The organism is Telluria sp. B2 (assembly GCF_051789535.1).
GTDB lineage: Bacteria > Pseudomonadota > Gammaproteobacteria > Burkholderiales > Burkholderiaceae_D > Telluria.
Genome location: NZ_CP196525.1, coordinates 1042106 through 1065071 on the forward strand (window position 1 = coordinate 1042106; position 22966 = coordinate 1065071).

General features: G+C 63.1%; 18 protein-coding genes. 13 read left to right on the plus strand and 5 right to left on the minus strand.

Features of this window, described 5'->3' with window-relative positions:
* Positions 1-129 precede the first annotated feature (129 nt).
* The 6 genes from ACSUZJ_RS04750 (at position 130) to ACSUZJ_RS04775 (ending at position 8641) form a co-directional block, all read left to right on the plus strand.
* Positions 130-579 carry a GatB/YqeY domain-containing protein gene (locus ACSUZJ_RS04750; RefSeq protein WP_499413775.1) on the plus strand — a complete coding sequence of 150 codons (450 nt, stop codon included), beginning with the start codon at positions 130-132 and terminating at the stop codon, positions 577-579.
* A 102-nt stretch (positions 580-681) separates the two neighbouring features.
* Positions 682-2478 (plus strand): DNA primase, encoded by a 1797-nt coding sequence (gene dnaG / locus ACSUZJ_RS04755; RefSeq protein ID WP_499413777.1) that lies wholly within the window; start codon positions 682-684, stop codon positions 2476-2478.
* Positions 2479-2734: 256 nt separating this feature from the next.
* A complete protein-coding gene (rpoD, locus tag ACSUZJ_RS04760) occupies positions 2735-4963 on the plus strand; it encodes an RNA polymerase sigma factor RpoD (protein ID WP_499413779.1) in 2229 nt (742 codons plus the stop codon).
* A 964-nt stretch (positions 4964-5927) separates the two neighbouring features.
* Entirely contained in the window at positions 5928-6923 is a 996-nt protein-coding gene (locus ACSUZJ_RS04765) for a helix-turn-helix domain-containing protein (RefSeq protein ID WP_499413781.1), read from the plus strand.
* 475 nt (positions 6924-7398) lie between these two features.
* On the plus strand, positions 7399-7887 hold the full coding sequence (locus ACSUZJ_RS04770) for a hypothetical protein (RefSeq protein WP_499413783.1): 489 nt from the start codon (positions 7399-7401) through the stop codon (positions 7885-7887).
* 7 nt (positions 7888-7894) lie between these two features.
* A complete protein-coding gene (locus ACSUZJ_RS04775; RefSeq protein WP_499413785.1) occupies positions 7895-8641 on the plus strand; it encodes a hypothetical protein in 747 nt (248 codons plus the stop codon).
* A gap of 439 nt (positions 8642-9080) precedes the next feature.
* On the opposite strand, the gene ACSUZJ_RS04780 is transcribed toward ACSUZJ_RS04775, so the two are convergent.
* Positions 9081-10028, minus strand: a complete 948-nt coding sequence (locus tag ACSUZJ_RS04780) for an MBL fold metallo-hydrolase (RefSeq protein WP_499413787.1) — start codon at positions 10026-10028, stop codon at positions 9081-9083.
* A 101-nt stretch (positions 10029-10129) separates the two neighbouring features.
* Here ACSUZJ_RS04780 and ACSUZJ_RS04785 point away from each other — a divergent pair, with 101 nt between their 5' ends.
* The gene (locus tag ACSUZJ_RS04785) at positions 10130-10507 is read left to right on the plus strand and encodes a hypothetical protein (protein ID WP_499413789.1); all 378 of its coding nucleotides are present in this window, start codon (positions 10130-10132) and stop codon (positions 10505-10507) included.
* A 13-nt stretch (positions 10508-10520) separates the two neighbouring features.
* Here the strand turns inward: ACSUZJ_RS04785 and ACSUZJ_RS04790 are convergent, their stop codons facing one another.
* The gene (locus ACSUZJ_RS04790) at positions 10521-10892 is read right to left on the minus strand and encodes a YbaN family protein (RefSeq protein ID WP_499413791.1); all 372 of its coding nucleotides are present in this window, start codon (positions 10890-10892) and stop codon (positions 10521-10523) included.
* Between the two features lie 232 nt (positions 10893-11124).
* Between ACSUZJ_RS04790 and ACSUZJ_RS04795 the strand changes: the two genes are divergently transcribed.
* On the plus strand, positions 11125-13017 hold the full coding sequence (locus tag ACSUZJ_RS04795; RefSeq protein ID WP_499413793.1) for a diguanylate cyclase domain-containing protein: 1893 nt from the start codon (positions 11125-11127) through the stop codon (positions 13015-13017).
* Positions 13018-13133: 116 nt separating this feature from the next.
* Here the strand turns inward: ACSUZJ_RS04795 and ACSUZJ_RS04800 are convergent, their stop codons facing one another.
* On the minus strand, positions 13134-14420 hold the full coding sequence (locus tag ACSUZJ_RS04800) for a cytochrome P450 (protein ID WP_499413795.1): 1287 nt from the start codon (positions 14418-14420) through the stop codon (positions 13134-13136).
* A 272-nt stretch (positions 14421-14692) separates the two neighbouring features.
* Between ACSUZJ_RS04800 and ACSUZJ_RS04805 the strand changes: the two genes are divergently transcribed.
* Positions 14693-15706, plus strand: coding sequence for a homocysteine S-methyltransferase family protein (locus ACSUZJ_RS04805; RefSeq protein WP_499413797.1), 1014 nt, complete (start codon positions 14693-14695; stop codon positions 15704-15706).
* Here ACSUZJ_RS04805 and ACSUZJ_RS04810 read toward each other — a convergent pair.
* Positions 15684-17951, minus strand: coding sequence for a CHASE domain-containing protein (locus ACSUZJ_RS04810; protein ID WP_499413799.1), 2268 nt, complete (start codon positions 17949-17951; stop codon positions 15684-15686). The genes ACSUZJ_RS04805 and ACSUZJ_RS04810 overlap by 23 nt on opposite strands.
* Before the next feature lie 199 nt (positions 17952-18150).
* On the opposite strand from ACSUZJ_RS04810, the gene ACSUZJ_RS04815 reads away from it, so the two are divergent.
* The 3 genes from ACSUZJ_RS04815 (at position 18151) to ACSUZJ_RS04825 (ending at position 20166) form a co-directional block, all read left to right on the plus strand.
* The gene (locus tag ACSUZJ_RS04815) at positions 18151-18609 is read left to right on the plus strand and encodes a cupredoxin domain-containing protein (RefSeq protein ID WP_499413801.1); all 459 of its coding nucleotides are present in this window, start codon (positions 18151-18153) and stop codon (positions 18607-18609) included.
* A gap of 188 nt (positions 18610-18797) precedes the next feature.
* Positions 18798-19418: an LON peptidase substrate-binding domain-containing protein gene (locus tag ACSUZJ_RS04820; protein ID WP_499413803.1), complete on the plus strand. Its 621-nt coding sequence runs from the start codon at positions 18798-18800 to the stop codon at positions 19416-19418.
* Positions 19419-19425: 7 nt separating this feature from the next.
* The gene (locus ACSUZJ_RS04825; protein WP_499413805.1) at positions 19426-20166 is read left to right on the plus strand and encodes an anti-sigma factor family protein; all 741 of its coding nucleotides are present in this window, start codon (positions 19426-19428) and stop codon (positions 20164-20166) included.
* A 220-nt stretch (positions 20167-20386) separates the two neighbouring features.
* Here ACSUZJ_RS04825 and ACSUZJ_RS04830 read toward each other — a convergent pair whose 3' ends face one another.
* A complete protein-coding gene (locus ACSUZJ_RS04830; RefSeq protein ID WP_499413807.1) occupies positions 20387-21004 on the minus strand; it encodes a hypothetical protein in 618 nt (205 codons plus the stop codon).
* A gap of 374 nt (positions 21005-21378) precedes the next feature.
* Between ACSUZJ_RS04830 and ACSUZJ_RS04835 the strand changes: the two genes are divergently transcribed.
* Positions 21379-22845, plus strand: coding sequence for a DEAD/DEAH box helicase (locus ACSUZJ_RS04835; RefSeq protein ID WP_499416443.1), 1467 nt, complete (start codon positions 21379-21381; stop codon positions 22843-22845).
* The last annotated feature ends 121 nt before the right edge of the window (positions 22846-22966 follow it).

Below are 22966 nucleotides of genomic sequence, written 5' to 3' on the forward strand. Positions count from 1 at the left end.
CAGCCGGCCACAATCCGGTGATCGCGGGCCTCTGCCCGTTACCGGTAGCTGCTAGAAGTCTCTTGAACCCGCCCTGGTCGTGACCGCGGCGGGTTTTGTTGTTTGCACCCATCTATCCTCGAGGATGCCATGAGCCTGAAAGAACAAATCTCCAACGACATGAAAGCGGCTATGCGCGCCAAGGAAGCCGGCAAGCTGGCCACCATTCGCCTGCTGCTGGCCGAAATCAAGCGCAAGGAAGTCGACGAGCAGATCGAAGTCAACGACCAGCAGACCATCGCCATCGTCGAAAAGATGATCAAGCAGCGCAAGGACTCGATCACCCAGTTCGAAGCCGGCAACCGTCCCGACCTGGCCGAGATCGAAAAAGCCGAGCTCGAAGTGCTGGTCGCCTACATGCCGGCCGGCCTGTCGGACGAGGAAATCGCCGCCGAGGTCGCCGCTGCGGTCGCCGCATCGGGCGCCGCGGGTCCGCAGGACATGGGCAAGGTCATGGGCATCGTCAAGCCGAAGCTGGCTGGCCGCGCCGACATGACGGTCGTATCGAACCTCGTCAAGAAAGCGCTGTCGGGCGCCTGATGTACCACAAAAGGGCTCGATGCAGTCCTTGCTTGTTCCAAATCAATTTTGTAGCGAGCCCTGCGGTATAGTCTGACCTGAGACAAACACTGTGTAAGCCAAGTGATTCCGCAATCATTCATTACCGATCTGCTCAACCGTGTCGACATCGTCGATGTGGTTGGGCGCTATGTGCAGCTGAAAAAGGGCGGGGCCAATTACATGGGCCTGTGTCCTTTCCATAGCGAAAAGTCCCCCAGCTTCACCGTCAGCCCCACCAAACAGTTCTACCACTGCTTCGGCTGCGGCGCCCACGGCACCGCCATCGGTTTCCTGATCGAATACTCGGGCATGGGCTTCGTCGATGCCGTGAAGGACCTGGCCCAGAACGTCGGCATGATCGTGCCCGACGCCGACGACAAGATTCCCCCGCAGCAGCGCGCCGCCCAGCAGGCGCAATCGCTGGCGATGACCGACGCCCTATCCCAGGCCTGCGACTATTACCGGGCGCAATTGCGCCAGGCGCCGAACGCGATCGCCTACCTGAAGAACCGCGGCCTGACCGGCGAAATCGCTGCCCGCTTCGGCATGGGCTATGCACCCTCCGGCTGGGACAACCTGCGCTCGGTGTTCAAGGACTACGACGCGCTGGCCCTGGTCGAGTCCGGCCTGGTGATCGACAAGGTCGACGAGGACGGCGGCAACAAGAAGCGTTATGACCGCTTCCGCGAGCGCATCATGTTCCCGATCCGTAACACGAAAGGGCAGGTGATCGGCTTCGGCGGGCGCGTGCTCGACGGTGGCGAACCGAAATACCTGAACTCGCCGGAAACGCCGCTGTTCCAGAAGGGCCTGGAGCTCTACGGCCTGTTCGAGGCGCGCCAGGCGATCCGCGACGCCGGCTATGTGCTGGTGACGGAAGGCTACATGGACGTCGTCGCGCTGGCCCAGCTTGGCTTCCCGCAGGCCGTGGCCACCCTCGGCACCGCCTGCACGCCCACCCACGTGCAAAAGCTGCTGCGCCAGACCGACAACGTCATCTTCAGTTTCGACGGCGACAAGGCCGGCCGCCGCGCCGCCCGGCGCGCCCTGGATGCGTGTTTGCCGCTGGTGAGCGACAACAAGACCATCCAGTTCCTGTTCCTGCCGCAGGACCACGACCCGGACAGCTATGTGCGCGAATTCGGCGCCGACGCCTTTGCCCAGGAAATCGCCGAGGCCATGCCGCTGTCGCAATTCCTGATCCGCGAAGTAACGGGCGAACATGACCTGTCCACGCCGGAAGGCCGCGCCAAGACCCAGTTCGACGCCAAGCCCCTGCTGCAGGCCATGACCCCCTCAAGCCTGCGCCTGCAGATCGTGCGCATGCTGGCAAGTTTGACCGAATCGACACCGGCCGAGATCGAAAGCCTGTTTGAGTTGTCCAAGCCGGTATCGGTCGCGAAGAAGGCGCCGCCGCGCCAGGGGCGGCCGGAACCGGTCGGGCTGCAAGCGCAGATCGAGCAGATTTTGGTTGCGCATCCAGCGCTGTCGCTGACCCTCGATGAAGCGGCGCTGCAAGCTTTCGACTACTTTGGGCAGGAGTCGGCCGACAACTTGCGTTACCTCGTCGGGATGGCGCAAGCGCTTGGTGAATACGGCAATTTTGCTGCCCTGTCCGAACAGTTGAAAGAGGGAAGCGATGCCTACGACAACCTCATTGCCAAGATCGCATCCGAGTCTGAGTCTGACCCTGAGGCTGAACGTATCGTTTTGGCTAGTGCTGTGAGGCAAATCAAGATGGATGCCTTGAAACAGGAGTTGAACCAGTTGTTTTCTTCTGGACTGACCCCAGATCAGGTGAGTACTCGCTATCGCGAAATCACAGCACAGCAGGACCTCTTGGCCCGTGAAGCGGAGGCGGCGATGACGCCGCGCTGAGCGCGGAGGACTGTTGCCTCTATGGCACGGTTTGGTTCTGGAAAAAAGAGGGGTGCGTGCTATAATAAAACGCTAACTATTGCAACCTTTGAAACGATTTTCGTGTCAAAAGCGGCGTGGAGTTTCAGTTAGCGAGGCAGTGTTGTACGCTGTCTGCAGGGTGATGTAAGGTAACAAAACTTTATCTTTAACCATCGTAAAGTTAGTCGTTGTGACATCGAAAGCGCCTGTGCCAACCAAGAAACCCGAACCCAAAGTGGCTGCCAAATCCACCAGAGCGTCCGCCAAGGCGGACAATGCGCAAGACAAGGCGGAAGTTCGTACGAGCGCCGCCCCTGTCGTCAGCCAGACCACCGATGCCGCCGCCCTGGCCGCCATCGATACGTCGGGCTACGTGCTGCCGACCGTGAAGGTCCCGGGGCGCCGTGGGCGCAAGCCGAAGGAATTCACGCCCGAGAACGACGAGGTCGCCGCGCTGAACGCCGTCGAACGCGCCGAAATGAAGGCCGTCGACAAGGCCAAGGCCAAGGACCGCAAGGCGAAAGAAAAAGCCTTGCTGAAAGACGCGTTCTCGTCCGACACCGAAGCGAGCGAAGAAGAGCTCGAGATCCGGCGCCAGAAACTCAAGGCGCTGATCAAGTCGGGCAAGGAACGCGGCTTCCTGACCTACTCGGAAATCAACGACCACCTGCCCGACAACATCGTTGATCCGGAAGCGATCGAAGGCATCATCGGCACCTTCAACGACATGGGCATCGCCGTGTACGAACACGCGCCCGATGCCGAAACGCTGCTGCTGTCCGACAATGTTGCTACCGTTACGAGCGACGATGAAGCCGAGGCTGCCGCCGAGGCCGCGCTGTCGACCGTCGACTCCGACTTCGGCCGCACCACCGACCCGGTCCGCATGTACATGCGCGAAATGGGCTCGGTCGAGCTGCTGACCCGCGAAGGCGAGATCGAGATTGCCAAGCGCATCGAAGACGGCCTGCGCGACATGATCCAGGCGATCTCGGCCTGCCCGGTGACGATCGCCGAAATCATCTCGGCCGCCCAGCGCATCGAGAACGACGAGATCAAGATCGACGAGATCGTCGACGGCATGGTCGACCCGGAAGATCCGGAAGAAACCTCGCCGACCGCCGTCGGTCCATCCTCGGGCGAGAGCATTGATGACGAGGAAGAAGAAGCCGAGGACGAAGAAGAGGAAGAGGAAGAAGAGCCCGCCGCCAGCCCTGGCGCCGCCGGCTACTCCGCCGAACAGCTCGAAGCGCTGAAGGCTGCCGCCCTCGACAAGTTCCACCAGATCGAGCAGCAGTTCGACAAGATGCGCAAGGCCTACGAGAAGGATGGCTACAACTCGAAAGCCTACGTCAAGGCGCAGGAAGCCATCTCGAACGAGCTGCTGGGCATCCGCTTCACGGCGAAAGTCGTCGAAAAGCTGTGCGACACCCTGCGCGGCCAGGTCGACGAAGTGCGTCACATCGAAAAGCAGATCCTCGATGTCGCGGTGAACCGCTGCGGCATGCCGCGCGCCCACTTCATCAAGGTCTTCCCGGGCAACGAAACGAACCTGGACTGGGTCGACGGCGAAGTCAACGCCGGCCACGCCTACAGCGCCATCCTCGGCCGCAACATCCCGACGATCAAGGAGCTGCAGCAACGCCTGATCGACCTGCAGGCCCGCGTTGTGCTGCCGCTGCCGGACCTGCGCAACATCAACCGCCAGATGGCGGCCGGTGAAATGAAGGCGCGCAAGGCCAAGCGCGAAATGACGGAAGCCAACCTGCGTCTCGTGATCTCGATCGCCAAGAAGTACACGAACCGTGGCCTGCAGTTCCTCGACCTCATTCAGGAAGGCAACATCGGCCTGATGAAGGCGGTGGACAAGTTCGAATACCGCCGCGGCTACAAGTTCTCGACCTATGCGACGTGGTGGATTCGCCAGGCCATCACCCGCTCGATCGCGGACCAGGCGCGCACCATCCGTATTCCGGTGCACATGATCGAGACCATCAACAAGATGAACCGCATCTCGCGCCAGATCCTGCAGGAGACGGGCGCCGAGCCGGATCCGGCAACGCTTGCGATCAAGATGGAAATGCCGGAAGACAAAATCCGGAAGATCATGAAGATCGCGAAAGAGCCGATTTCGATGGAAACCCCGATCGGCGACGACGACGATTCGCACCTGGGCGACTTCATCGAGGACAACAACACGCTGGCCCCGTCCGACGCGGCCCTGCATGCCTCGATGCGCGGCGTGGTGAAGGACGTGCTGGACTCGCTGACCCCGCGCGAAGCTAAGGTGCTGCGCATGCGCTTCGGCATCGAGATGTCGACGGATCACACGCTGGAAGAGGTCGGCAAGCAGTTCGACGTGACCCGCGAGCGCATCCGCCAGATCGAAGCCAAGGCCCTGCGCAAGCTGCGCCACCCGTCGCGCTCCGACAAGTTGAAGAGCTTCCTCGAGGGCAGTAGCTGATTGTTTGGCTGCCGACCTATTGAAAGCTTGACGGCTCTAGTGTAAAAGCAATATCCTCTCGCCACTCTGCTTCACGGTACCGCGCCGATGGAGCGGGTGGCGAGATGTCTTTCTTGCCACTGTCCCGATTTCTGGGCCTCTAGCTCATGCCTGGTTAGAGCAGCGGACTCATAACGGGTTAGTTGGTTGGAGTTTTTTTAATAAAATCAAAGGCTTAAGTGGTTCTGGAAATGGCGAAAGAGGCCTAGGCTACAAATAGGCTACAAATTTGCTCTTTCTGAAAATCGCTTAGATGCAATAAAGATAGTTTCAGGGCCTCTAGCTCATGCTTGGTTAGAGCAGCGGACTTAACAAATTGTCACCTAAGACTCGGATGAGGACGGTGAAAATTGATTGGGTTGCCTTGGGGTAAGTTCACTCTGCCCTATGGTAGAACTGCTCAAATTCGGGGAAACCTCTGTTGTCTTGGCAACGTGGCAATCCCGAGCGAAACTCTCGTTAGGGAGGACGTGTAGAGACTGTACGGGCAGGTCGTAAAGACAAGAGACAGTCCAGACCACAAACCTGAAAAGGGTGGCGAAAGCCATAGTTGGTAAGCATAATCCGTTGGTGCCGTGTTCGACTCACGGGAGGCCCACCATACATTGAAAAGCCGCTGTGTAAATCACAGCGGCTTTTTTTATTGAACTTTCTTTGTTCGATTCTCTTTAGATTGATTTTTTTCAGCAAATGCTCTGCATGTTACATGCCTGGTCAAGTTGTCCAGTAGCGGTCGGCTACTTGCTATACGCCTAAGCAGCTGACGCAACTTTGAAAAACATTGTCTATCGAACACAAAACCGCTTATTTGATTTAATATGTAACCATAACTATCTATAAACTTATTCGACAGAACGGACAATTCCCAGTCCAGCCTCTGAGGCCATACGTTCCGCATATTGCGTGTCGACTTTCCCTAACGACAATGGATCCACATTCCAAGCTGCTGCTCGACATTTACCATTGCGCCGCAGGTGCAAGTGCCGCCGACCTAAACGACTATGTGCTGAGCAGCCTCAAGCGGGTGATTGCCTTCGATTCTGCGGCAATTAGTGACTTGGAGTACTCCGAAGAACACGGTTTTATGATTTCGGCGCTGTATTTGTACAAAGCGCCAATCGAAAGATTTCTCCAGCGACGGGAGGTGATGGGTGTGGAGAAACTCGATGCAGAAGGGCGGTTGCAAAGTCGCGATGTCGTGCTACAGGATGCCTGGGCGCACCGGGGCAGGAGCGTACGCGCCGATGTGAGCAAGCTGCAGCTCAAAGCCGACGTCGCAATGTACACAAAACGCTTTGATACGGCCCATTCACTGACTTACCTTTCGCCGCGGACGTCTACCCCGAAGGCGACGATGATCGCGTTATGGCGTGCCACGCAGAAGCATAGCTATAACGAGGGTCATACGATTGTCGCGGACAATCTGTTTCCGCATGTACTACAAGCACGCCAGATTAATCAACAGTTGGCGCTTGCGACAACACTCGCCGAACCAGCCAGCACAACGATCGCGCTGTCCGACTTTCACGGTTGCCTGCAATTCATAGAGCCTGCCGCCGTGCAGATGCTGCAGCGCGAGTGGCCCGACTGGAGGCCGCCTGTGTTGCCACAAACGTTGACGACCATACTAGCGACGAGCAATCCCGCTCTCTACGCGGGATCTGCCGTGCAAGTGAGGGCGGTGCGTCAAACAAATATGCTCTGTCTCCAGATCTCCCTCCGGCGAACTCTATTCGCCGCGCTCACGACCGCCGAGCTGCACGTAGCCGAGATGGCTGTGCAAGGCATGCAGAATAAGGAAATTGCGCGTTCCCTAGGTACATCGCCGGCGACGGTGCGCAATCAACTGCATGCTGTTTACCGCAAACTCGGCCTGGTCAATCGGCGTGGGCTGGTCCTTGCGATGCAGGCTATGGGATAGATGGCATAGAACACGTGTTCTATAGGCCAAACTGCGAGTTGTCTTTATGATCGGCACTACGCTGTTCATCAAACGATGCAGGCCCTTTGTAATGGGGTTACGCTCGGACGCTCGACGTATGCGTACGAGATTTTTTAGTTCGACTGTTCGGCCATGAAGTGATATGAGGGATGGAGCCTCGGGCGGGCGTTATCGTAGAAGCGATTTCGCAAGACAGGGGCGTGTTAGCCTAATTTCAAATCTCACCAGTAGCGACGATCGTGAATAATTTTTTAAGAGTGGCAATTCCCGCTTTGCCACAGTCATCGTACTGTCCGCTTACAGCAGAGGCAGCGACGGCGGAAGCGTTAGGAAACATTCTGTTTTCCAAATTTCCTGATTTTCGTTGATATGGCCATGCATCACTTTGGCGCTACGGTTTCTAAATTTTATGAAACATGTGAATGTGGAAATCTGCCGTTTTAAGGGAGTGGAAATGAAAAGCAGTTTTAAGAAAAAATATCAGGTGGTTCACAAAAAAGACGGATCTCTGGAGTTAAGATATTTTGCTAGACGGGTGAGCTCTAGAGTACAGGCTTTACTTGCGATTGTTACGTTGCCTGTTATTCTTGTTGGTAGCGTGCGGCTTGCATTAGGGCCTATGAATGGAAATGCGAGTTCTCAACATCCCTTACTTGCTATTATATTGGTTTTGGTATGGGTGTTTTTTTGTTTTTTCTGGCTAGATAAGAAAGAGCATATTATTTTTATGAGCAAAGAAGGTATTGAATTCCGAGGCGGAAAAAAACTTGCATTTAAAGATGTTAGGAGAACAATGTTGACGACATTATACCGTAGTGGCGGTCAGTCCTATATCGTTGAATTTGATGCCTTAGGTCAATCGATTCCGATTACACAAGAAACTCCAGATGAGGCACTAGCAAATTCTATCCTCGAAGAAATTCGTTCATATACGACAATTTAGAATAAAAATGAAAAAATCTCATAAAATAGTTGGCGGCATTTTTGCCGTGGCATTAAGTGCATGTGGCGGCGGCGGCGATGGTGGTAACAGCAGTATCGGAACTAGTCCACCTCCTGCAATCGGTCAGGGTAACGTTCTGACCGATGCACAGATTATTGCTGCTATTAAGGCTACAAATAGCAATTGGGAAGGCTCCAATGGCCACCTTTCTAACGGTCGCCCTCCTGGTACTTGGCGATGGCCTAATACTCCTGATCAGCACATCTTTGTGTATATTCCTGCTGCTAGCAATTCTGTTGAGCAAGACTTGGCGAGAAAAGTAAATACCGCTATCAGTACCTATAATAGCAAACTGGGCGCTTATTTTGCTCTTGAGGCTGTTAATGTTATCCCTGTTGGTGGAAATGTGATCCAGGTCGGTTACAATAATTCGTGGGTTCCGCCGGGTAGTACTGACTACAACAGTTATTGCGCCAATGTATCCAATGTGGCTGGGTCAGGTAGTATGATTAATCCAGATTCTAAAAACAACATTACAAATCCTGTGTATATAAATCTTGGAAACAATCACTGCAACGTTACCCAAGAGATCGTTAATCACGAGTTCGGTCACGCGCTCGGTTTTAACGTTCACTTTGATGTTTTTGGAAATGCGAAATCACCGGATAATTTCTGGGATATACTTGCTACTTTGTATGGCAATCCACAGTCTACGCTAGCAGAAAATCTTGTGATAAAACGTGCGGCCAAGTAATTTTGAATGAATTATTCAAAGCGCGGTAGCATGTAATGGAGGATGTATTGAGCGAAGTGCATGAATGACGTATCAGGAATAGTTATTTGACTAAGAATAACATTTGACGCTGTTCGGAAAGACAATTAAATCGACCGCGAAATGTAATTGAGTAGCCGCTTGACGAAGAATCCTTAACTTTCATTTCATGTCAATTTGATTAATGCATGCTCCATTAGAGTAAAGGACTTTTTATCCTCTGCTTTACGGCGTAATTTAGGCTACAATCTAGGCTACAATCGAGCAGCATAAGCAATTAAAATCAAAGACTTACGGCTGGTAGGAAATTTTTATGTCTTTGATTTTAAAGAGTGTTCCTTTAGGCGGTAGATCTCATAATCCGTTGGTGCCCGGTTCGACTCCGGGGAGGCCTACCAATTTTCCCTGTCACATCAACGCATCAGGCCGGCACTACTGCCAGCTCCCCCTGCCGGTCCAGCGCATAACGCTCCAAGTCGCGCGCCAGGAACAAGTTACCCTCGTACTCGGCGCGCGCTTCACGTTCGATCTCGCCCAGTTCGTGGTAGCGTGGGCTGAAGTGGGTCAGCACCAGGTTCGGCAGCCTCACTTCGCGGGCGAAGGCGGCGACCATCCTGGCCGAGCTGTGCTGCGGTCCGGGTCCGACTTTTTCCAGGATCGCCTGGGTGTAGGTGGCTTCGTGGACCAGCACGTCAGCGTCCAGGGCCTCTGCCGCCAGCAGGGCGGGGGTGTCGTTGTCGCCGGCGACGATGAGCTTGCGCGCCTTGCGCGGCCGCAGGAGATAGTCGGCGCTGCGCACCGGTCTGCCATCGGGCAGTTCGATGTCTTCGCCCGCCTGCAGGCGGCCCCAGCCTGGACCAGAGGCGATGCCGTCGCTGCGCAGCTTGTCGACGTCGAGCCGGCGCTCGAGCTGCTTTTCGGTGAAGCTGTAGGCGAAGGTCGGCACGCGGTGCGACAGCGCGGTGGTGCGTACCCGCAGGTCGGGCAACTGGTCGAGGTCCATCGCTTCCTCGACGTCGACGAATTCCAGCGGATAGGGCAGGGCCAGCTCGCTGGTTTCGCGCACCGCATTCACGAAACGCCGCACCGAAGGCGGCCCCACGATCAGCAGCGGCGCCGTGCGGCCCGCCAGGCCGGCGCTGGCGAGCAGGCCCGGCAGGCCGTAGCAGTGGTCGCCATGGATGTGGGTGACGAAGATCGCGCCGAGCGTCATCAGGGAGTAGCCGGTACGCAGGATGCGGTGCTGGGTCGCTTCGCCGCAGTCGACCAGGTACCATGCCCTGGCGCCGGGCGCGCGCAGCGCCAGGCCGGTGACGTTGCGGGCGCGGGTCGGTGTGCCCGCCGAGGTGCCGAGAAATTGGAATTCCATCGCTGTTCGCCGGTCGTGGATATCGCTTACGATTATCGAACAATGGCCGGGATGCGGCAGAACAGTACCGGGCGTCACTACCCAACTCAGCGAAAGAAACCATGCACCTGCTTACCCAAGAACTCGACGAGGCCTGCGCCGCCCTGGCGCGCATCCTGCTGGCCCGGCACCAGGGCGTATCCCGGGACATTCTCGAGACCGTCACCCACCGGCTGGCGCAGGAAGCCACCCAGCATGCCGAATACGTGGAACTGGTCGGGCGCGATCCCAACATGGTGACGCGCGCCGTGATCTATTTATCCGACATCCACGCCCATCCGGAGCTCGGCAGCGACACCGGCTGGTTCCGTCCGATGCTGGCCTGCCTGCTCGAGCTGGCGGCGCCGAGCCTGGCGCTGTCGGGGGCGGGGGCGCGCTTTCTGACCGATGTCGAGGAGGGTGTAGCGCAGTCGATTGCCGATAACGCGGGAGCGCGCTAGCTGCGGCGTCGTTTCAGCGCGCGACGCTGCGCAGCGTCGGCAGGTACCGCCACAGATAAAAACTGACGCTGCACCCGATCAGCACCAGCGCAATGCGCAGCCCAAGGTGCTCGAAACGGATCATCGCCACCACGAGCGAACACCACATCATGACCGAGGCGACGATCTTCGCACGCAACGGAATCCCGTTGCCCGCCTCGTAATTGCGCAGGTAGACGCCGAACACCCGGTGGTTCAGCAGCCAGCCGTGCAGGCGGCTTGATCCGCGTGCGAAGCAGGCCGAGGCCAGCAGCAGGAAGGGCGTGGTCGGCAGCAGCGGCAGGAACAGGCCGAGGATCGCGAGCAGCAGGGCCAGCACGCCGGCTATGTTGAGGAGGAGTTTCATTGGGTCGGGGGGCTTGAACCTGCATTATGCATGTCCAAGCGAGGATGAAAGAAAATTTCAGGAAATCCGACAAATGGAAATAATATTTCATGCCAGAGACACATTGATAGTGCCGTGAAACAACGTCCATGGTAGTTTTACTTGCTGTAAAGATACGGCCGCTATAGAATTGACATGTAATTTTCGTCAACAGTCCTTAAGCCGACCCTTTGCTGCCGGGTCGTTCCCGGCCATGCCCCATCAGATCGACACTTCGCTGCGTTTCGTCCGCGCCGCGCGCGCCTATTTTCGGCGCGCCGTGCTGCTGCGTCTTGCCGTCTTCCTGCTAGTCGCGCTGCCGGTAGTATGGCTGCTGATCGTCCGCGCCCGCGTCGAGCTCGAATCCACGGCGCGTGAGGAAAGCAGTCGCAACGTCCAGAACCTGTCGCATGCCTTTGCCGAAGAGGTGCGCTCGACCGTCACCTCGATCGACCTCTCGCTCAGCCAGTTGCGCCTGAGCTGGCTGCGCAACCCGGACCAGTTCCGCGCCATTGTCGCCGAGCTCAATACCCATCTGCAGGGCCATCTGCTGGTCAACATGATCGTCACCGACGCCAGGGGCATCGCGGTGTTTTCCAGCGTCGGCGACGTATCGCACCCCATCGACCTGGGCGACCGCGCGCATGTGCGCGCCCAGCTCGATGCCGGCGGGCGCGACCGGCTCGTCATCGGCCAGCCGCTCAAGGGCCGCATATCCGGGCTGTGGTCGGTCCAGTTCACGCGGCCGATCTACCGCGAGGACGGGACCCTGGCCGGCGTGATCATCGCCGCTGTCGCGCCTTCGTATTTCTCGCGCTTCTACGACACCATCGATCTCGGCGAGAACGCCTCGATCGCCCTGGTGCGCAGCGGCGGCATCGTCGTGGCGCGCACCACGCGCGGGGAAGTGACCCGCGACAGCGGCCGCACGCTGCCGGGCGCGCCCTACACCCCGGGCAGCGGCCCCTCGGGCACCTTCCACCGCGTCAGCCGCATGGACGGGATCGAGCGCTACTACGGCTGGCGCACCCTGCCCGAATACGGCCTGGTAGTGACGGTCGGCCAGGCCGTGGCGGATGCCCAGGCGCGCTACGCCGGCCAACGCTCGCTCCTGGTCGGCATCGGCGGCGCGATGACCCTGTTGCTGGTGTTCGGCGGCTGGGCCGCCTTCACCGCGGCCGACAGCCGGCGCCACGCCGTGGCAGCCCTGGCCGCGGCCGAGGCGCGCTGGAAGCTGGCCCTGAACGCCGCCGGCGAGGGCGTTTGGGACTACAGTTTTGCAACCGGCATGATCACGCTGTCGCCGAGCGCCCAGGGCATCGTGGATGCACCGGGCACCCTGCTGCGCTTCGACCGCACCGCCTTTCGCGCCATGTCCCATCCGGACGACGTCGAGGCCGTGCTGTCCGGGCTCGACGAGCACCTGGGCGGCGCCGCTTCGCATTACACGGGCCAGTACCGCACCCGGCTGGGCAACGGCAACTGGCGCTGGATCCTGGCGCGCGGCCGGGTGGTCGAGCGCGCGCCCGGTGGACGGCCGCTGAGGATCGTCGGCACCGTCGCCGACATCGACGCGCGCAAGCTGCAGGAAGACGAGATCCGCCACCAGGCCCACCACGACATACTGACCGGCCTGCCGAATCGCCTGCTGTTTGGCGACCGCCTGCGCCAGGCCCTGTTGTCGGCCCAGCGCGAAGGGCACAAGCTGGCCGTCATCTTCTTCGACCTCGACAAGTTCAAGCCGGTCAACGACACCTATGGTCACGCGGTCGGCGACCTGCTGCTGCAACAGGTGGCCACGCGGGTGCGCGGCGCCCTGCGCGCGTCCGACACCCTGGCGCGCATCGGCGGCGACGAATTCGTGGTGCTGCTGCCGCGCATCGTCGCGGCGCCCGACGCCCGCCGCGTCGCCGAAGAAATCCTGGCGGCGCTCAATCGTCCCTTCGCGCTCGAGACGGCGACCCTGCATATTTCCGGCAGCCTCGGGGTGGCGGTGTATCCGGACTCGGCGCTCGACGCCGAGGCGCTGCTGCATCACGCCGACCAGGCGATGTACGACGCCAAGCTGGGCGGACGCGGGTGCGTCGCCGAACGCCTGGCCGCCTGAGAGCGCCCGGCAAAAGCCTCATGGCGGCGTTGCATTGTCTCGCCGTACGTCCGTACTGTCTTCGACAATGCTCCTTGCCCTGAAGCTTTTGTCAGACGCTCTTGCGCCCTGCAGCCTCAGCGCAAGGGGCGCATCCCTTCCATGACAAAACCGCTGGCCGGCAAGGTCGGCATGCGCGACAGGCTGATCGCCAGGTCCTGGGGCGGCACCTCGTAGGCCACGTCGGACGCCAGCAGGCGCAGGGCGGACTTCGTCAGTTCCACTGTCAGCATTTCGCCGGGGCAGCGGTGGCCGCTCGCGTAGTCGCCGCCGCCCTGGGGGATGAGGTCGAAGCCGCTGCCCTCGCGGCCCTCGAAGCGCTCGGGACGGAAACGTTCGCCGTCGCCGCCCCAGCTGCCCGGGTGGCGGTTGGTGCCGTAGAGGTCGAGCAATACCCAGTCGTCCTTTGCAAAGCCCAGGCCCTGCCATTCGAACTCGTGCAGCGCCCGTCCGCCGACCGCCGGGAAGAAGGGGTAGAAGCGGCGCACTTCCTGTACGAACATCTCGAGCGCGGCGTCGTCGCCGGCGGCCAGGCGGGCGCGCCAGGCAGGGAACTCGTGCAGCGCCAGCGCGCCGAAGACGATGTAGCGCGCCACCGCCACCACCGGACGCAGGATGTTGATCAGCTCGACCGCCGCATGCTCGCCCGACAGCACCTCGCCGTCGGCGTCGACGTGGAAGGCGATCGTCGCGGCCGGGCTGTCAGGGTCCGTTGGACCTTCGGTGCGGATCGCGTTGATGCGCTCGCGCGCCCATTGCTCGGTATGGCGGCGCAGCGACTGGCCGAGCCAGTTGCGCGGTCCCATCGTGCCGGCGCCGTCGATCATGGCGGAGAATTCGGCGGTGCGCAGCACGGCCTCGTCGGCGTTGGCCAGCGGCACCCCGGCCCAGGCGCAGGCGGCGCGGCACAGCACCGCCTGCGCTTCCTGGATCAGCACCACCTGGCGCGTGCGCGCCCACAGCGCGAACTGCTTGCGCCACTCGGCCTCGGCCAGCGCCACCAGGCGTGCGCGTTGCTCGGGCGACTGCAGGTTCATCATCATCGCCTTGCGCACCCGGTGCATCTCGCCGTCCAGCACCTGGGTGCTGCCGTGGTCCTGCAGCAGCGCCAGCGTGGTCGGCGGGATCGCGCGGCGCCGCGTGAAGCGCCCCGGGTGGTAGAACATGCGGGCGGCGGCCTCGCCGCGCACGCAGACCACGCGCTTGAGCATCAGGCGCGTGCCGAAGATGTCCGAGTTCAGGGCGTCGCAGCGGTTGCCGATGAAGCGGTAGCCCTCGCTCAGCAGGGCATAGGTGTTGTCGAAACCCGGCGCCTCGGGAATGGCGCGGTGGACCGGCAGGACGGGCTGGCGAAGGTCGTTCATGGCATTCTCCATTCTCCTTTTAGGCCGAGTGTGCCAGAGGGCGCGTGCGCGCAATGTGCGCCAGCGCCCTTACGGCCGCGTGTGAGGGGTAGATGCAACGGTTTGGTGAGATGAAACGGTGACCTCGCGGCATATCGTTCGGGTAGGGTGGGCGCCCCGTACCCACCCTACGAGACCGTCTTGCGCAACGTCAGCCGTGCTGCACATCGCATCGGGAACCGCACAAGCGAAAGCGCATTCCAAGCATCCGACGCTCCCTTCTTTCAGGAGGCATGATGAGTCGCTACCGCAAGCGCCTGCCCCAGCTGGGCGGGCGGATGTTCCTGTCCGATGCCGGGCTGGAAACGATGCTGAGCTTCCAGCAAGGTTTCACCTTGCCTTCGTTCGCCTCCTTCGTGCTGCTGCGCGAGGAGCGTGGCCGGCAGGCCCTGAGCCAATATTTCGAGATGTTCGCGCGCATGGCCCACGAGCATGGCGCCGGCGCCGTGCTCGAAACGCCGACCTGGCGCGCCAGCCGCGACTGGGCGGGCCCTCTCGGCTACAACACGCTCGAGCTGGCCGAGGCGAACCGGGCGGCGGTGGCGCTGCTGGCCGAGGTGCGCGGGCGCTGGGACAGCGCCGCCACCCCGATTGTTATCAGCGGCAATATCGGCCCGCGCGGCGACGGCTATCGCGCCGGCCGCCGCATGAGCGCTTTCGAGGCGCGCGACTACCATCTGGCCCAGGTCGCCACCTTCGCCGGTACCGAGGCCGACATGGTCGCCGCCTTCACCATGACCTATCCGGACGAGGCGATCGGCGTGGTCGACGCCGCCGCCTCCTGCGACATGCCGGTCGCGATCTCGTTCACGCTCGAGACCGACGGCCGGCTGCCCTCGGGCGACGCGCTGTCCGAGGCGATCCTGCGCACCGACGCCGAGACCGGCAGCTATTGCGCCTACTACATGATCAACTGCGCGCACCCGAGCCACATCGAGCCGGCGCTGGAGGAGGACGGACCCTGGCGCGAGCGCATCCACGGCCTGCGCGCGAACGCCTCGCGCCGCAGTCATGCCGAGCTGGACGAATCGACCGAGCTCGACGACGGCGATCCGGAGGAGCTGGGCGAGGAGTACCTGATGCTGCGCACCTTGCTGCCCCGGATGAACGTGGTGGGCGGCTGCTGCGGCACCGACGAGCGCCATGTGGAGGCGATCGCGCGCAGCCTGGCGCGCGCCGCACCCTTCGATGCGCGCTGGCGGAATGCGCAGGCCGAAGGAATGCCTAGCGGCCGGAGTCCCCACTAGCCTGGCCCGCCTCGTTCCGGCAGCGCGGCAGGTAGATGCTGACCGTCGTGCCTTCGCCGGCCGTGCTTGCCAGGCGGATGTGGCCGCCGCTCTGCTTGACGAAGCCGTGCGCCATCGACAGCCCGAGTCCGGTGCCCTTGCCTTCGGGCTTGGTGGTGAAGAAGGGCTCGAAGGCGCGTTCCATCACGTCCGGCGGCATGCCCTGGCCGGTGTCGGCGACCGCGACCAGCACGTAGTCGCCGGGCAGGATCTCGGGATCGGCGCTGTCGACACTGGCGTTCTCGAGCCGGATCGTCACCTTGCCGCGGCCCTCCATCGCATCGCGCGCGTTGATGACCAGGTTGAGCAGCACGTTCTCGAGCTGGTTCGGGTCGACCAGGGTATCCCACAGCCCCTCGGGGGCGCTGCGCGCGATCTCGACCGATTCGCCGGCGGCACGGTGCAGCAGGCTGTCCATGCGGTCGAGCAATTGCACGACGTTGACCACGCTCGGGTGCAGCGGCTGGCGCCGCGCAAAGGCGAGCAGTTGCGAAGCCAGCTTCGAACCGCGTTCGACGGCGTCGAGGATGCCGTGCAGGCGCTTCTCGGTATTCTTCCCGGACTTGAGTATCAGCTGGACGTTGGCGCTGACGATGTGCAGGATGTTGTTGAAGTCATGGACCACGCCGCCGGTCAGCTTGCCGACCGCCTCCAGTTTCTGCGAGCGTGCCAGCGCTGTGCGCACCTCGTCGAGGCGCTGCTGGCGCAGGCGTTCGCGTTCCTCCAGCTGCTTGCGCGGGCGCAGGTCGCGGACGAAGGCGCTGGCGCCATGGCCGACCTCGGCCGGCAGCAGGGCCACCACGATCTCGACCGGCAGGGCCTGCCCGTCGCGCCCCACGACGCTCAGCTCGGCCGGCTGGCCCGGTACGATGGCTTCACCGTCCCGGGTGCGGAAGGCCGCGAAACCCTGGGCGCCCGGCAGCCGCTGCTCGGGCGCCAGCAGCAGCGTGCCGGCGTCGCGTCCCAGCGCTTCCTGCGCGCTCCAGCCGAACAGGCTGGCCGCCTGGGCGTTCCAGTCGGTGATGCGCCCGGCGGCGTCGACCGCGACGAAGGCATCGTGGGCGCTTTGCAGGATGACGTTCATGCGTGCGCGTTCGGCCGCGATGCGCTCGTAGGACTGGCGCAGCTCGAGCGTCATGGCGCCCGCCAGCTGCAGCGCGCGGCGCCGCTCGCTGGCCAGCAGCCACACCACCAGCGCCAGCAGGAAACCCAGGCCGATGCCGGTGCCGGCGATCACGCGCGGACGGCTGGCGTCGAGCTGGGCCTCGAAGGAGGGCGACGAGGCGATCTCGAGCGTCCATGGCCGCCCCGAGACTGTCGCTGCAAGCGTGCGCCGCAACAGCGGGCTGCGCCACGCCGCTGTTGGCTGCGAGCGGAACAGCAGGGCTTCGGGATCGGGGCGCGCGCCGTCGTAGATCGTCACCTCGAGGTCGGCGGCGTGGGCGCCGCCGACACCGCGCATCAGGTCGTTCATGCGGAAGGGGGCGTAGACCCAGCCGACGATGGCGGCGCGGCGCTGCTCGAGGGTCGCGGCCGGCATGCCCGCGTGGTAGACCGGCAGGTACATCAGGAAACCGGGCTGGGGGTTGCTGCCTTCCTGCACCAGCACCACCTTGCCCGACAGGGCCGCCGTGCCGCTGTCGCGGGCGGCGGCCATGGCGCTTTGCCGCACCGGCTCGCTGTACATGTCGTAGCCGAAGGCGCGCAGGTTGCGTCCCGTGAACGGCTCGATGTGGGTGATCGAGGTCACGATCGGACGCTCGCCCCTGGGATGCACGGCATAGCCCGGAAAGCCGCGGGCGCGTACCGCGGCCTCGTGGGCGGCGATCCGCTCGGGCGGGACGATGCTGGCGATGGCGAGCGCCTCGATGCCAGGAAAGTGTTCCTGCAGGTTCTGGATGCGGAAATACTCGGCGAACGCGCGGCGGTCGACGTCGACGCTGCCGCGTACGAAGCCGCGCAGGCCGCGCAGCACCTGCTCGTAGACGGCCATGCGGCGCACCGTGCTGGTGGCAAGTTCGCGCGCGCGATAGTCGAACTGGGCCGCGAGGGCGGCGGCTGCGTTTCGCTTCGCGCCGCTCCAGGCGGCCCAGGTGACCAGCAGCGAGATCCCGAGCACCAGGGCGGCCAGCATCAGGGGGCCCCATTCCCGCCGCGCCGTGGCGCGGGGAGTGGGACTGATCTGGTCTGGGTCTGAACGCTGCATGTAGTCGCTTGCCGTGCGTCCGCCTGGACGAAATGGAAAAAGGGTGGCCTCTCGATGCCGCAAGCATACGCATCTCATCGTCGCCGAGGCGCACAAGAGGGCGGCGAGCGTTTGCCCGCCAACACCGTGATTTTACAAGAATCAATACTCCCGTTATAAAATCGACCGCCCTGCCATCCTTACGCCGTTGGAAGAACCCATGCATCCCGCCTTTCGCCGCTACTCGCCGCTGTGGCTGATCGCCGCCGCCGCGCTGCTGGCGCTGCTGTGGGGAGCGCTTGCGCCGCTGCGCTATCCCAGCCACGAACGCGTGTTCGAGATTCCGCCGCATGCGCTCGATCCGGCGCCGGACGCGCGGCGCGTTCCGCTGCCGCGCGCGCTGCAACTGACGCTCGGCGTGCAGGACGTGCTGCTGCTGCGTAACCGCGACCGCGTCGGCCACGTGTTCGGGCCGCTGCAGTTGCGTCCGGGGCAGGAATTCCGGCTGCCGTTCGAGCATCCTGGCGACTACCGGTATGCCTGCCCGGCCGTTGCCGGCGGCGAACTGCTGGTGCGCGTGGTGCCCTTGCCCGATCCCGGCTGGGACCGCCTGCGCTGGCGCCTGGGCGCGCTGGTCGACAGGCTGCGTCACCTGCCGCTGGTCGCACCGCGGGATTGAGGGCGCCTGACAGACCTCCATGGCTGCGTTGCATCGTCTCGCCGTACAGTTGTACTGTCTTCGCGGTCCGCCGTCGCGGCGCTACGCCTTGCCCTGAAGGCTTGGTCAGGCGCCCTATGCCCGGTTAGACCGGCGCCGGCGTCGGCAATCGTGCTGCCGTCAGGCGGGTGATTCTGTCATGATGGGGCATGGCGACGATTTCCCTTCCATTGTTCCCGCTCAGCACCGTGCTGTTCCCGGATGGTGTGCTGCCGCTGCAGGTGTTCGAGGCGCGCTACCTCGACATGGTCAGCCGCTGCCTGACCGAGGACGCACCCTTCGGTGTCGTCCTGCTGACCCAGGGGCATGAAGTGCGCCAGCGCGGCGGCCGGCCTGAGCGTTTCGTCGAAGGCGGCACGCTTGCCACCGTGTGCGATACCGCCGCCACCACGCCGGGGCTGCTGCAGGTCGTCTGCCGCGGCGGCGCCCGCTTCGAAGTGAAGTCCTCGCAGCAAAAATTGAACGGATTGTGGATGGCGGAGGTCGAACTGGTAGAGGGCGACCATGCGGTGCGCATCCCGTCCGAGCTGCAGGGCGCGGCTGACGCGCTCGACCGGGTGCTGACTTCGCTGCACGACGTGCCGCAGGAACGCTGGCCGGTGCAGCCGCCGTTCCGGCTCGACGATTGCGGCTGGGTCGCGAACCGCTGGTGCGAGCTGCTGCCGCTGCCCAATTCGCAGAAGCAAAACATGCTCATGCTCGACAACCCGGTCATCCGCCTCGAGCTGCTGCACGACGTGCTGGACGAACATGGCCTGATTACTTCCTAGCGCTGCGATGAAATTCTCGGACGAACTCCTGATTGCATTCGTCAACGGCGAGCTGGCCGAGCCGGCACGCGCCGCCGTCGAACGCGCGATCCGGGCCGATCCGGCCATTGCCGCGCGTGTCGCCCAGCACCGGGCGCGGCGCAGCCGCGTCTACGGCGTCGTCGCCGGCGGGCGCGACAGCGGCAGCCATGCCCACGCCCAGGGTTGCCAGGGCAGCGCCAAGGTAGTCCAGCTCGACACCATCCGCGCCGCCCGCCTGGGCCCCCTGACCCCGCCGCCACCCCCTGCACCGCAATGGACGCGGCGCCACTGGGGCGCCGTTGCCGCTGCCTTGCTTGTCGGCGCGCTGGCAGGTGCCGGCGGCTGGCACGTGATGCAGGACGAAGCCGAGCTGGCCTCGCTGAGCGGGGCGGGCGGGGCGTTGGTGGCGCAAGGCAACCTGGCTGCGGCGCTGACCGGGCAACTGGCCAGTCCCGGCCCGTCGGGGCGCGTGCGCATCGGCATCAGCTTCCTGGCCAAGAACGGCGCCTATTGCCGTAGCTTCGTGATGGACACCACCGCCGGCCTGGCCTGCCGCGAGGGCGGGCAGTGGAAGATCCCGGTCCTGGCCCAGGGGCCGGCGGGCGCCGCCTGGATGGACGGGACGGTGCTGCCGCCGGCGGTGCTCGACGTCATCGACCAGCGCATCGAAGGCACCCCGCTCAGTTCCGCGGCCGAGCGCGCAGCGCAGGCGCGTGGCTGGCGCTGAAGGCGTGGACGGCGGCGAGGCCGGGTGCCAGTACATTCCAAAGCTAACCGTCGACCCTACAAAAAACCGTACAGTACCGTAGAGTGGGCGCCCCGTGCCCGCCGGGTTTGCAAACCTATGAACAGGTGGGCACGGGGGCGCCCACCCTACGGTTCATGCAATTCGACCATCGTGCGCGCGCCTGTCGCGTTGCATGCGTGGTTGAATGCGCGGGCGGCGCTCAGGCAGTAACGTCGAGGCCGGCCTGCGCCGCCTGCGGCGTCGTATACGCCTGCCGCACTTCCTGCTCCCGCGAGCGCTGCACCGGCTCGGCCTCCTGCGCTTCCTGCGTCGATTTCTCGGCCTGTTGCGCCTGCTTCTTCTCGTAGGCAATGCGTTCCTGCTCGCTCACCTTGCGGTCGTTATTCGTGTCCGCTTCGGCGATGTAGTCGGCCGATTCGCTCGCGCTGCTGCTTGCCGTGGCGCCGCCCATGCCCGCGCCGCCGGCCGCGCCGGCTGCCGCGCTCGACGCGGCTGCCGTATCGCCGGACGCTGCCGGCGCTGCGTTTGCCTCGGCCGATTCGGTCGCGTCGGCTTCGCCCGACACCGTCCCCATACGCGTCGCATCGGCCTGCGCATCGAGCTGCGCGCCCAGGCGATCGACCGCAGCCGACTGGGCGCTGCGGGTCACGGCCGCGTCGCTGCCCTCTGCCTGCTCGCTCGAAGTGAGCCCGGCTGTTCCGGCCTGGGCGCTTGCCTGCGTCGTACCGGTCGCCTGTTGCGCCTCCCCGGTCTTGCGGCCCTCGACACGTGCCAGCAGCGACAGCGCCGCGTTCGAGCCACCGATACCTGAAACCATGTTCTTTCCTTTACCGTGATGTAGTCAGGCTATTTACGGTTGGATCGAGCCGGAAATGCAGGGCGGCGGATGTAAAGCCGGGTAAAGCCGGATTTGCAAAAAGGGCAATCCGGACGGCCGGGCGCGCGCACGATTCCATATACACTCCCGTGGATTTGAGGTAACCTTGAGGGCGCTACATAGTGTCTCTACGTCCGCGCCTTCGTTTTACCGGCGCAACGTGCCTACCGAGCCGGCCCCGGGCCGCGCACCAGTCGGCGGCAAGCCCGCCCATCCAGAGTTCTGCGCGCCGACCCTGCGACCGAGGTGCCGAAGCGAAGCGGCCGTAGAGCGGAACGATTTAATGCCTGGAAAGAATAATGTCTGAAACACCGATGAACAACGAGGCCGGGGCAGTTGCCGCGACAGCAGCACCGGGCGTGCGCTTTGCCGACTTCGGCCTGGCGCCGGAGATCCAGCGGGCCCTCGCCGACCAGGGCTACGTCCATCCGACCCCGATCCAGGCCCAGGCCATCCCGGTCGTGCTGCAGGGCCGCGACGTCATGGGCGCCGCCCAGACCGGCACCGGCAAGACCGCCGGCTTCTCGCTGCCGATCATCCAGCTCCTGATGGCGCACGCCAACAGCAGCATGTCGCCGGCGCGCCATCCGGTACGTGCCCTGGTCCTGTGCCCGACCCGCGAACTGGCGGTGCAGGTGGCCGACAACGTCAAGGCCTACGCCCAGCACACCCACCTGCGTTCGACCGTCGTGTTCGGCGGCATGGACATGAAGCCGCAGACCGAGACCCTGCGTAAAGGCGTGGAGATCGTGATCGCCACCCCGGGCCGCCTGCTCGACCACGTCGAACAGAAGAACATCAGCCTGGCGCAGGTGCAGATGCTGGTCATGGACGAAGCCGACCGCATGCTCGACATGGGCTTCCTGCCCGACCTGCAGCGCATCATCAACTTGCTGCCGAAGAAGCGCCAGAACCTGATGTTCTCCGCCACCTTTTCGCCGGAGATCAAGAAGCTGGCCAACAGCTTCCTCGACCAGCCGGTGCTGATCGAAGTGGCGCGCAGCAACGCCACCGCCGAGAAGGTCACCCAGGTCGTCTACAAGGTCGACGAGGAACAGAAGCGCGACGTCGTCGAATACCTGATCCGCCAGCGCGAGCTGAAGCAGGTGATCGTGTTCTCGAACACCAAGATCGGCGCCTCGCGCCTGTCGCGCCACCTCGAACAGTGCGGCATCAAGGCCTCGGCCATCCACGGCGATAAAACCCAGCAGGAACGCATGGCCGCCCTCGACGCCTTCAAGAAGGGCGAGATCGAGGTGTTGGTCGCGACCGACGTCGCCGCGCGCGGCCTCGACATCTCCGACCTGCCGTGCGTGATCAACTTCGACCTGCCGTACAACGCCGAGGACTACGTGCACCGCATCGGCCGTACCGGCCGCGCCGGCGCCTCGGGCGACGCGCTCTCGGTGTATTCCGAGAAGGACGAGCGCCTGCTGGCCGACATCGAGAAGCTGATCAAGCAGACCATCACCCGCGGCGAACTGGCCGGCTTCACGCCGCGCGCACGCAGCCGCGAGCGCGACCGCGAAGGCGAACGTGCCGAGCGTGGCGAACGCCGCACCCGCCGCGAGGCCGAACCGGTGCGCAGCGAACGTCCCCCGCGCAGCTACGGCGCCGGCGCGCTGCCGCGCCGCGAAAAGGTCGATCCCTGGTTCCTGAAACCTTACGAACCGTCGAACGCGCCGAGCCGCGACAGCGCCCAGGCCGCGCCGAACGCGCCGGCCAAGCCCAAGCAGAAGGTGGCTTTCCTGCTCGGCGGCATGCCCAAGACCCAGGCGTAAGCCATCAAGCAAGGTGGGCACAGGGTCCTGCGCGGCCCGGCCCACCCTACGGGTATGAGTTGAAGCGCAGCCGCTCGTAGGGTGGCGCCCCGTGCCCACCATGACCCGCAGGTCGAGAACA

Coding starts and splice junctions, on each gene's coding strand:
- ACSUZJ_RS04750 (WP_499413775.1), top strand. CDS start 130: ATGAGCCTGAAAGAACAAATCTCCAACGACATGAAAGCGGCTATGCGC.
- ACSUZJ_RS04765 (WP_499413781.1), top strand. CDS start 5,928: ATGGATCCACATTCCAAGCTGCTGCTCGACATTTACCATTGCGCCGCA.
- ACSUZJ_RS04770 (WP_499413783.1), top strand. CDS start 7,399: ATGAAAAGCAGTTTTAAGAAAAAATATCAGGTGGTTCACAAAAAAGAC.
- ACSUZJ_RS04775 (WP_499413785.1), top strand. CDS start 7,895: ATGAAAAAATCTCATAAAATAGTTGGCGGCATTTTTGCCGTGGCATTA.
- ACSUZJ_RS04780 (WP_499413787.1), bottom strand. CDS start 10,028: ATGGAATTCCAATTTCTCGGCACCTCGGCGGGCACACCGACCCGCGCC.
- ACSUZJ_RS04785 (WP_499413789.1), top strand. CDS start 10,130: ATGCACCTGCTTACCCAAGAACTCGACGAGGCCTGCGCCGCCCTGGCG.
- ACSUZJ_RS04790 (WP_499413791.1), bottom strand. CDS start 10,892: ATGAAACTCCTCCTCAACATAGCCGGCGTGCTGGCCCTGCTGCTCGCG.
- ACSUZJ_RS04795 (WP_499413793.1), top strand. CDS start 11,125: ATGCCCCATCAGATCGACACTTCGCTGCGTTTCGTCCGCGCCGCGCGC.
- ACSUZJ_RS04800 (WP_499413795.1), bottom strand. CDS start 14,420: ATGAACGACCTTCGCCAGCCCGTCCTGCCGGTCCACCGCGCCATTCCC.
- ACSUZJ_RS04805 (WP_499413797.1), top strand. CDS start 14,693: ATGATGAGTCGCTACCGCAAGCGCCTGCCCCAGCTGGGCGGGCGGATG.
- ACSUZJ_RS04810 (WP_499413799.1), bottom strand. CDS start 17,951: ATGCAGCGTTCAGACCCAGACCAGATCAGTCCCACTCCCCGCGCCACG.
- ACSUZJ_RS04815 (WP_499413801.1), top strand. CDS start 18,151: ATGCATCCCGCCTTTCGCCGCTACTCGCCGCTGTGGCTGATCGCCGCC.
- ACSUZJ_RS04820 (WP_499413803.1), top strand. CDS start 18,798: ATGGCGACGATTTCCCTTCCATTGTTCCCGCTCAGCACCGTGCTGTTC.
- ACSUZJ_RS04825 (WP_499413805.1), top strand. CDS start 19,426: ATGAAATTCTCGGACGAACTCCTGATTGCATTCGTCAACGGCGAGCTG.
- ACSUZJ_RS04830 (WP_499413807.1), bottom strand. CDS start 21,004: ATGGTTTCAGGTATCGGTGGCTCGAACGCGGCGCTGTCGCTGCTGGCA.
- ACSUZJ_RS04835 (WP_499416443.1), top strand. CDS start 21,379: ATGAACAACGAGGCCGGGGCAGTTGCCGCGACAGCAGCACCGGGCGTG.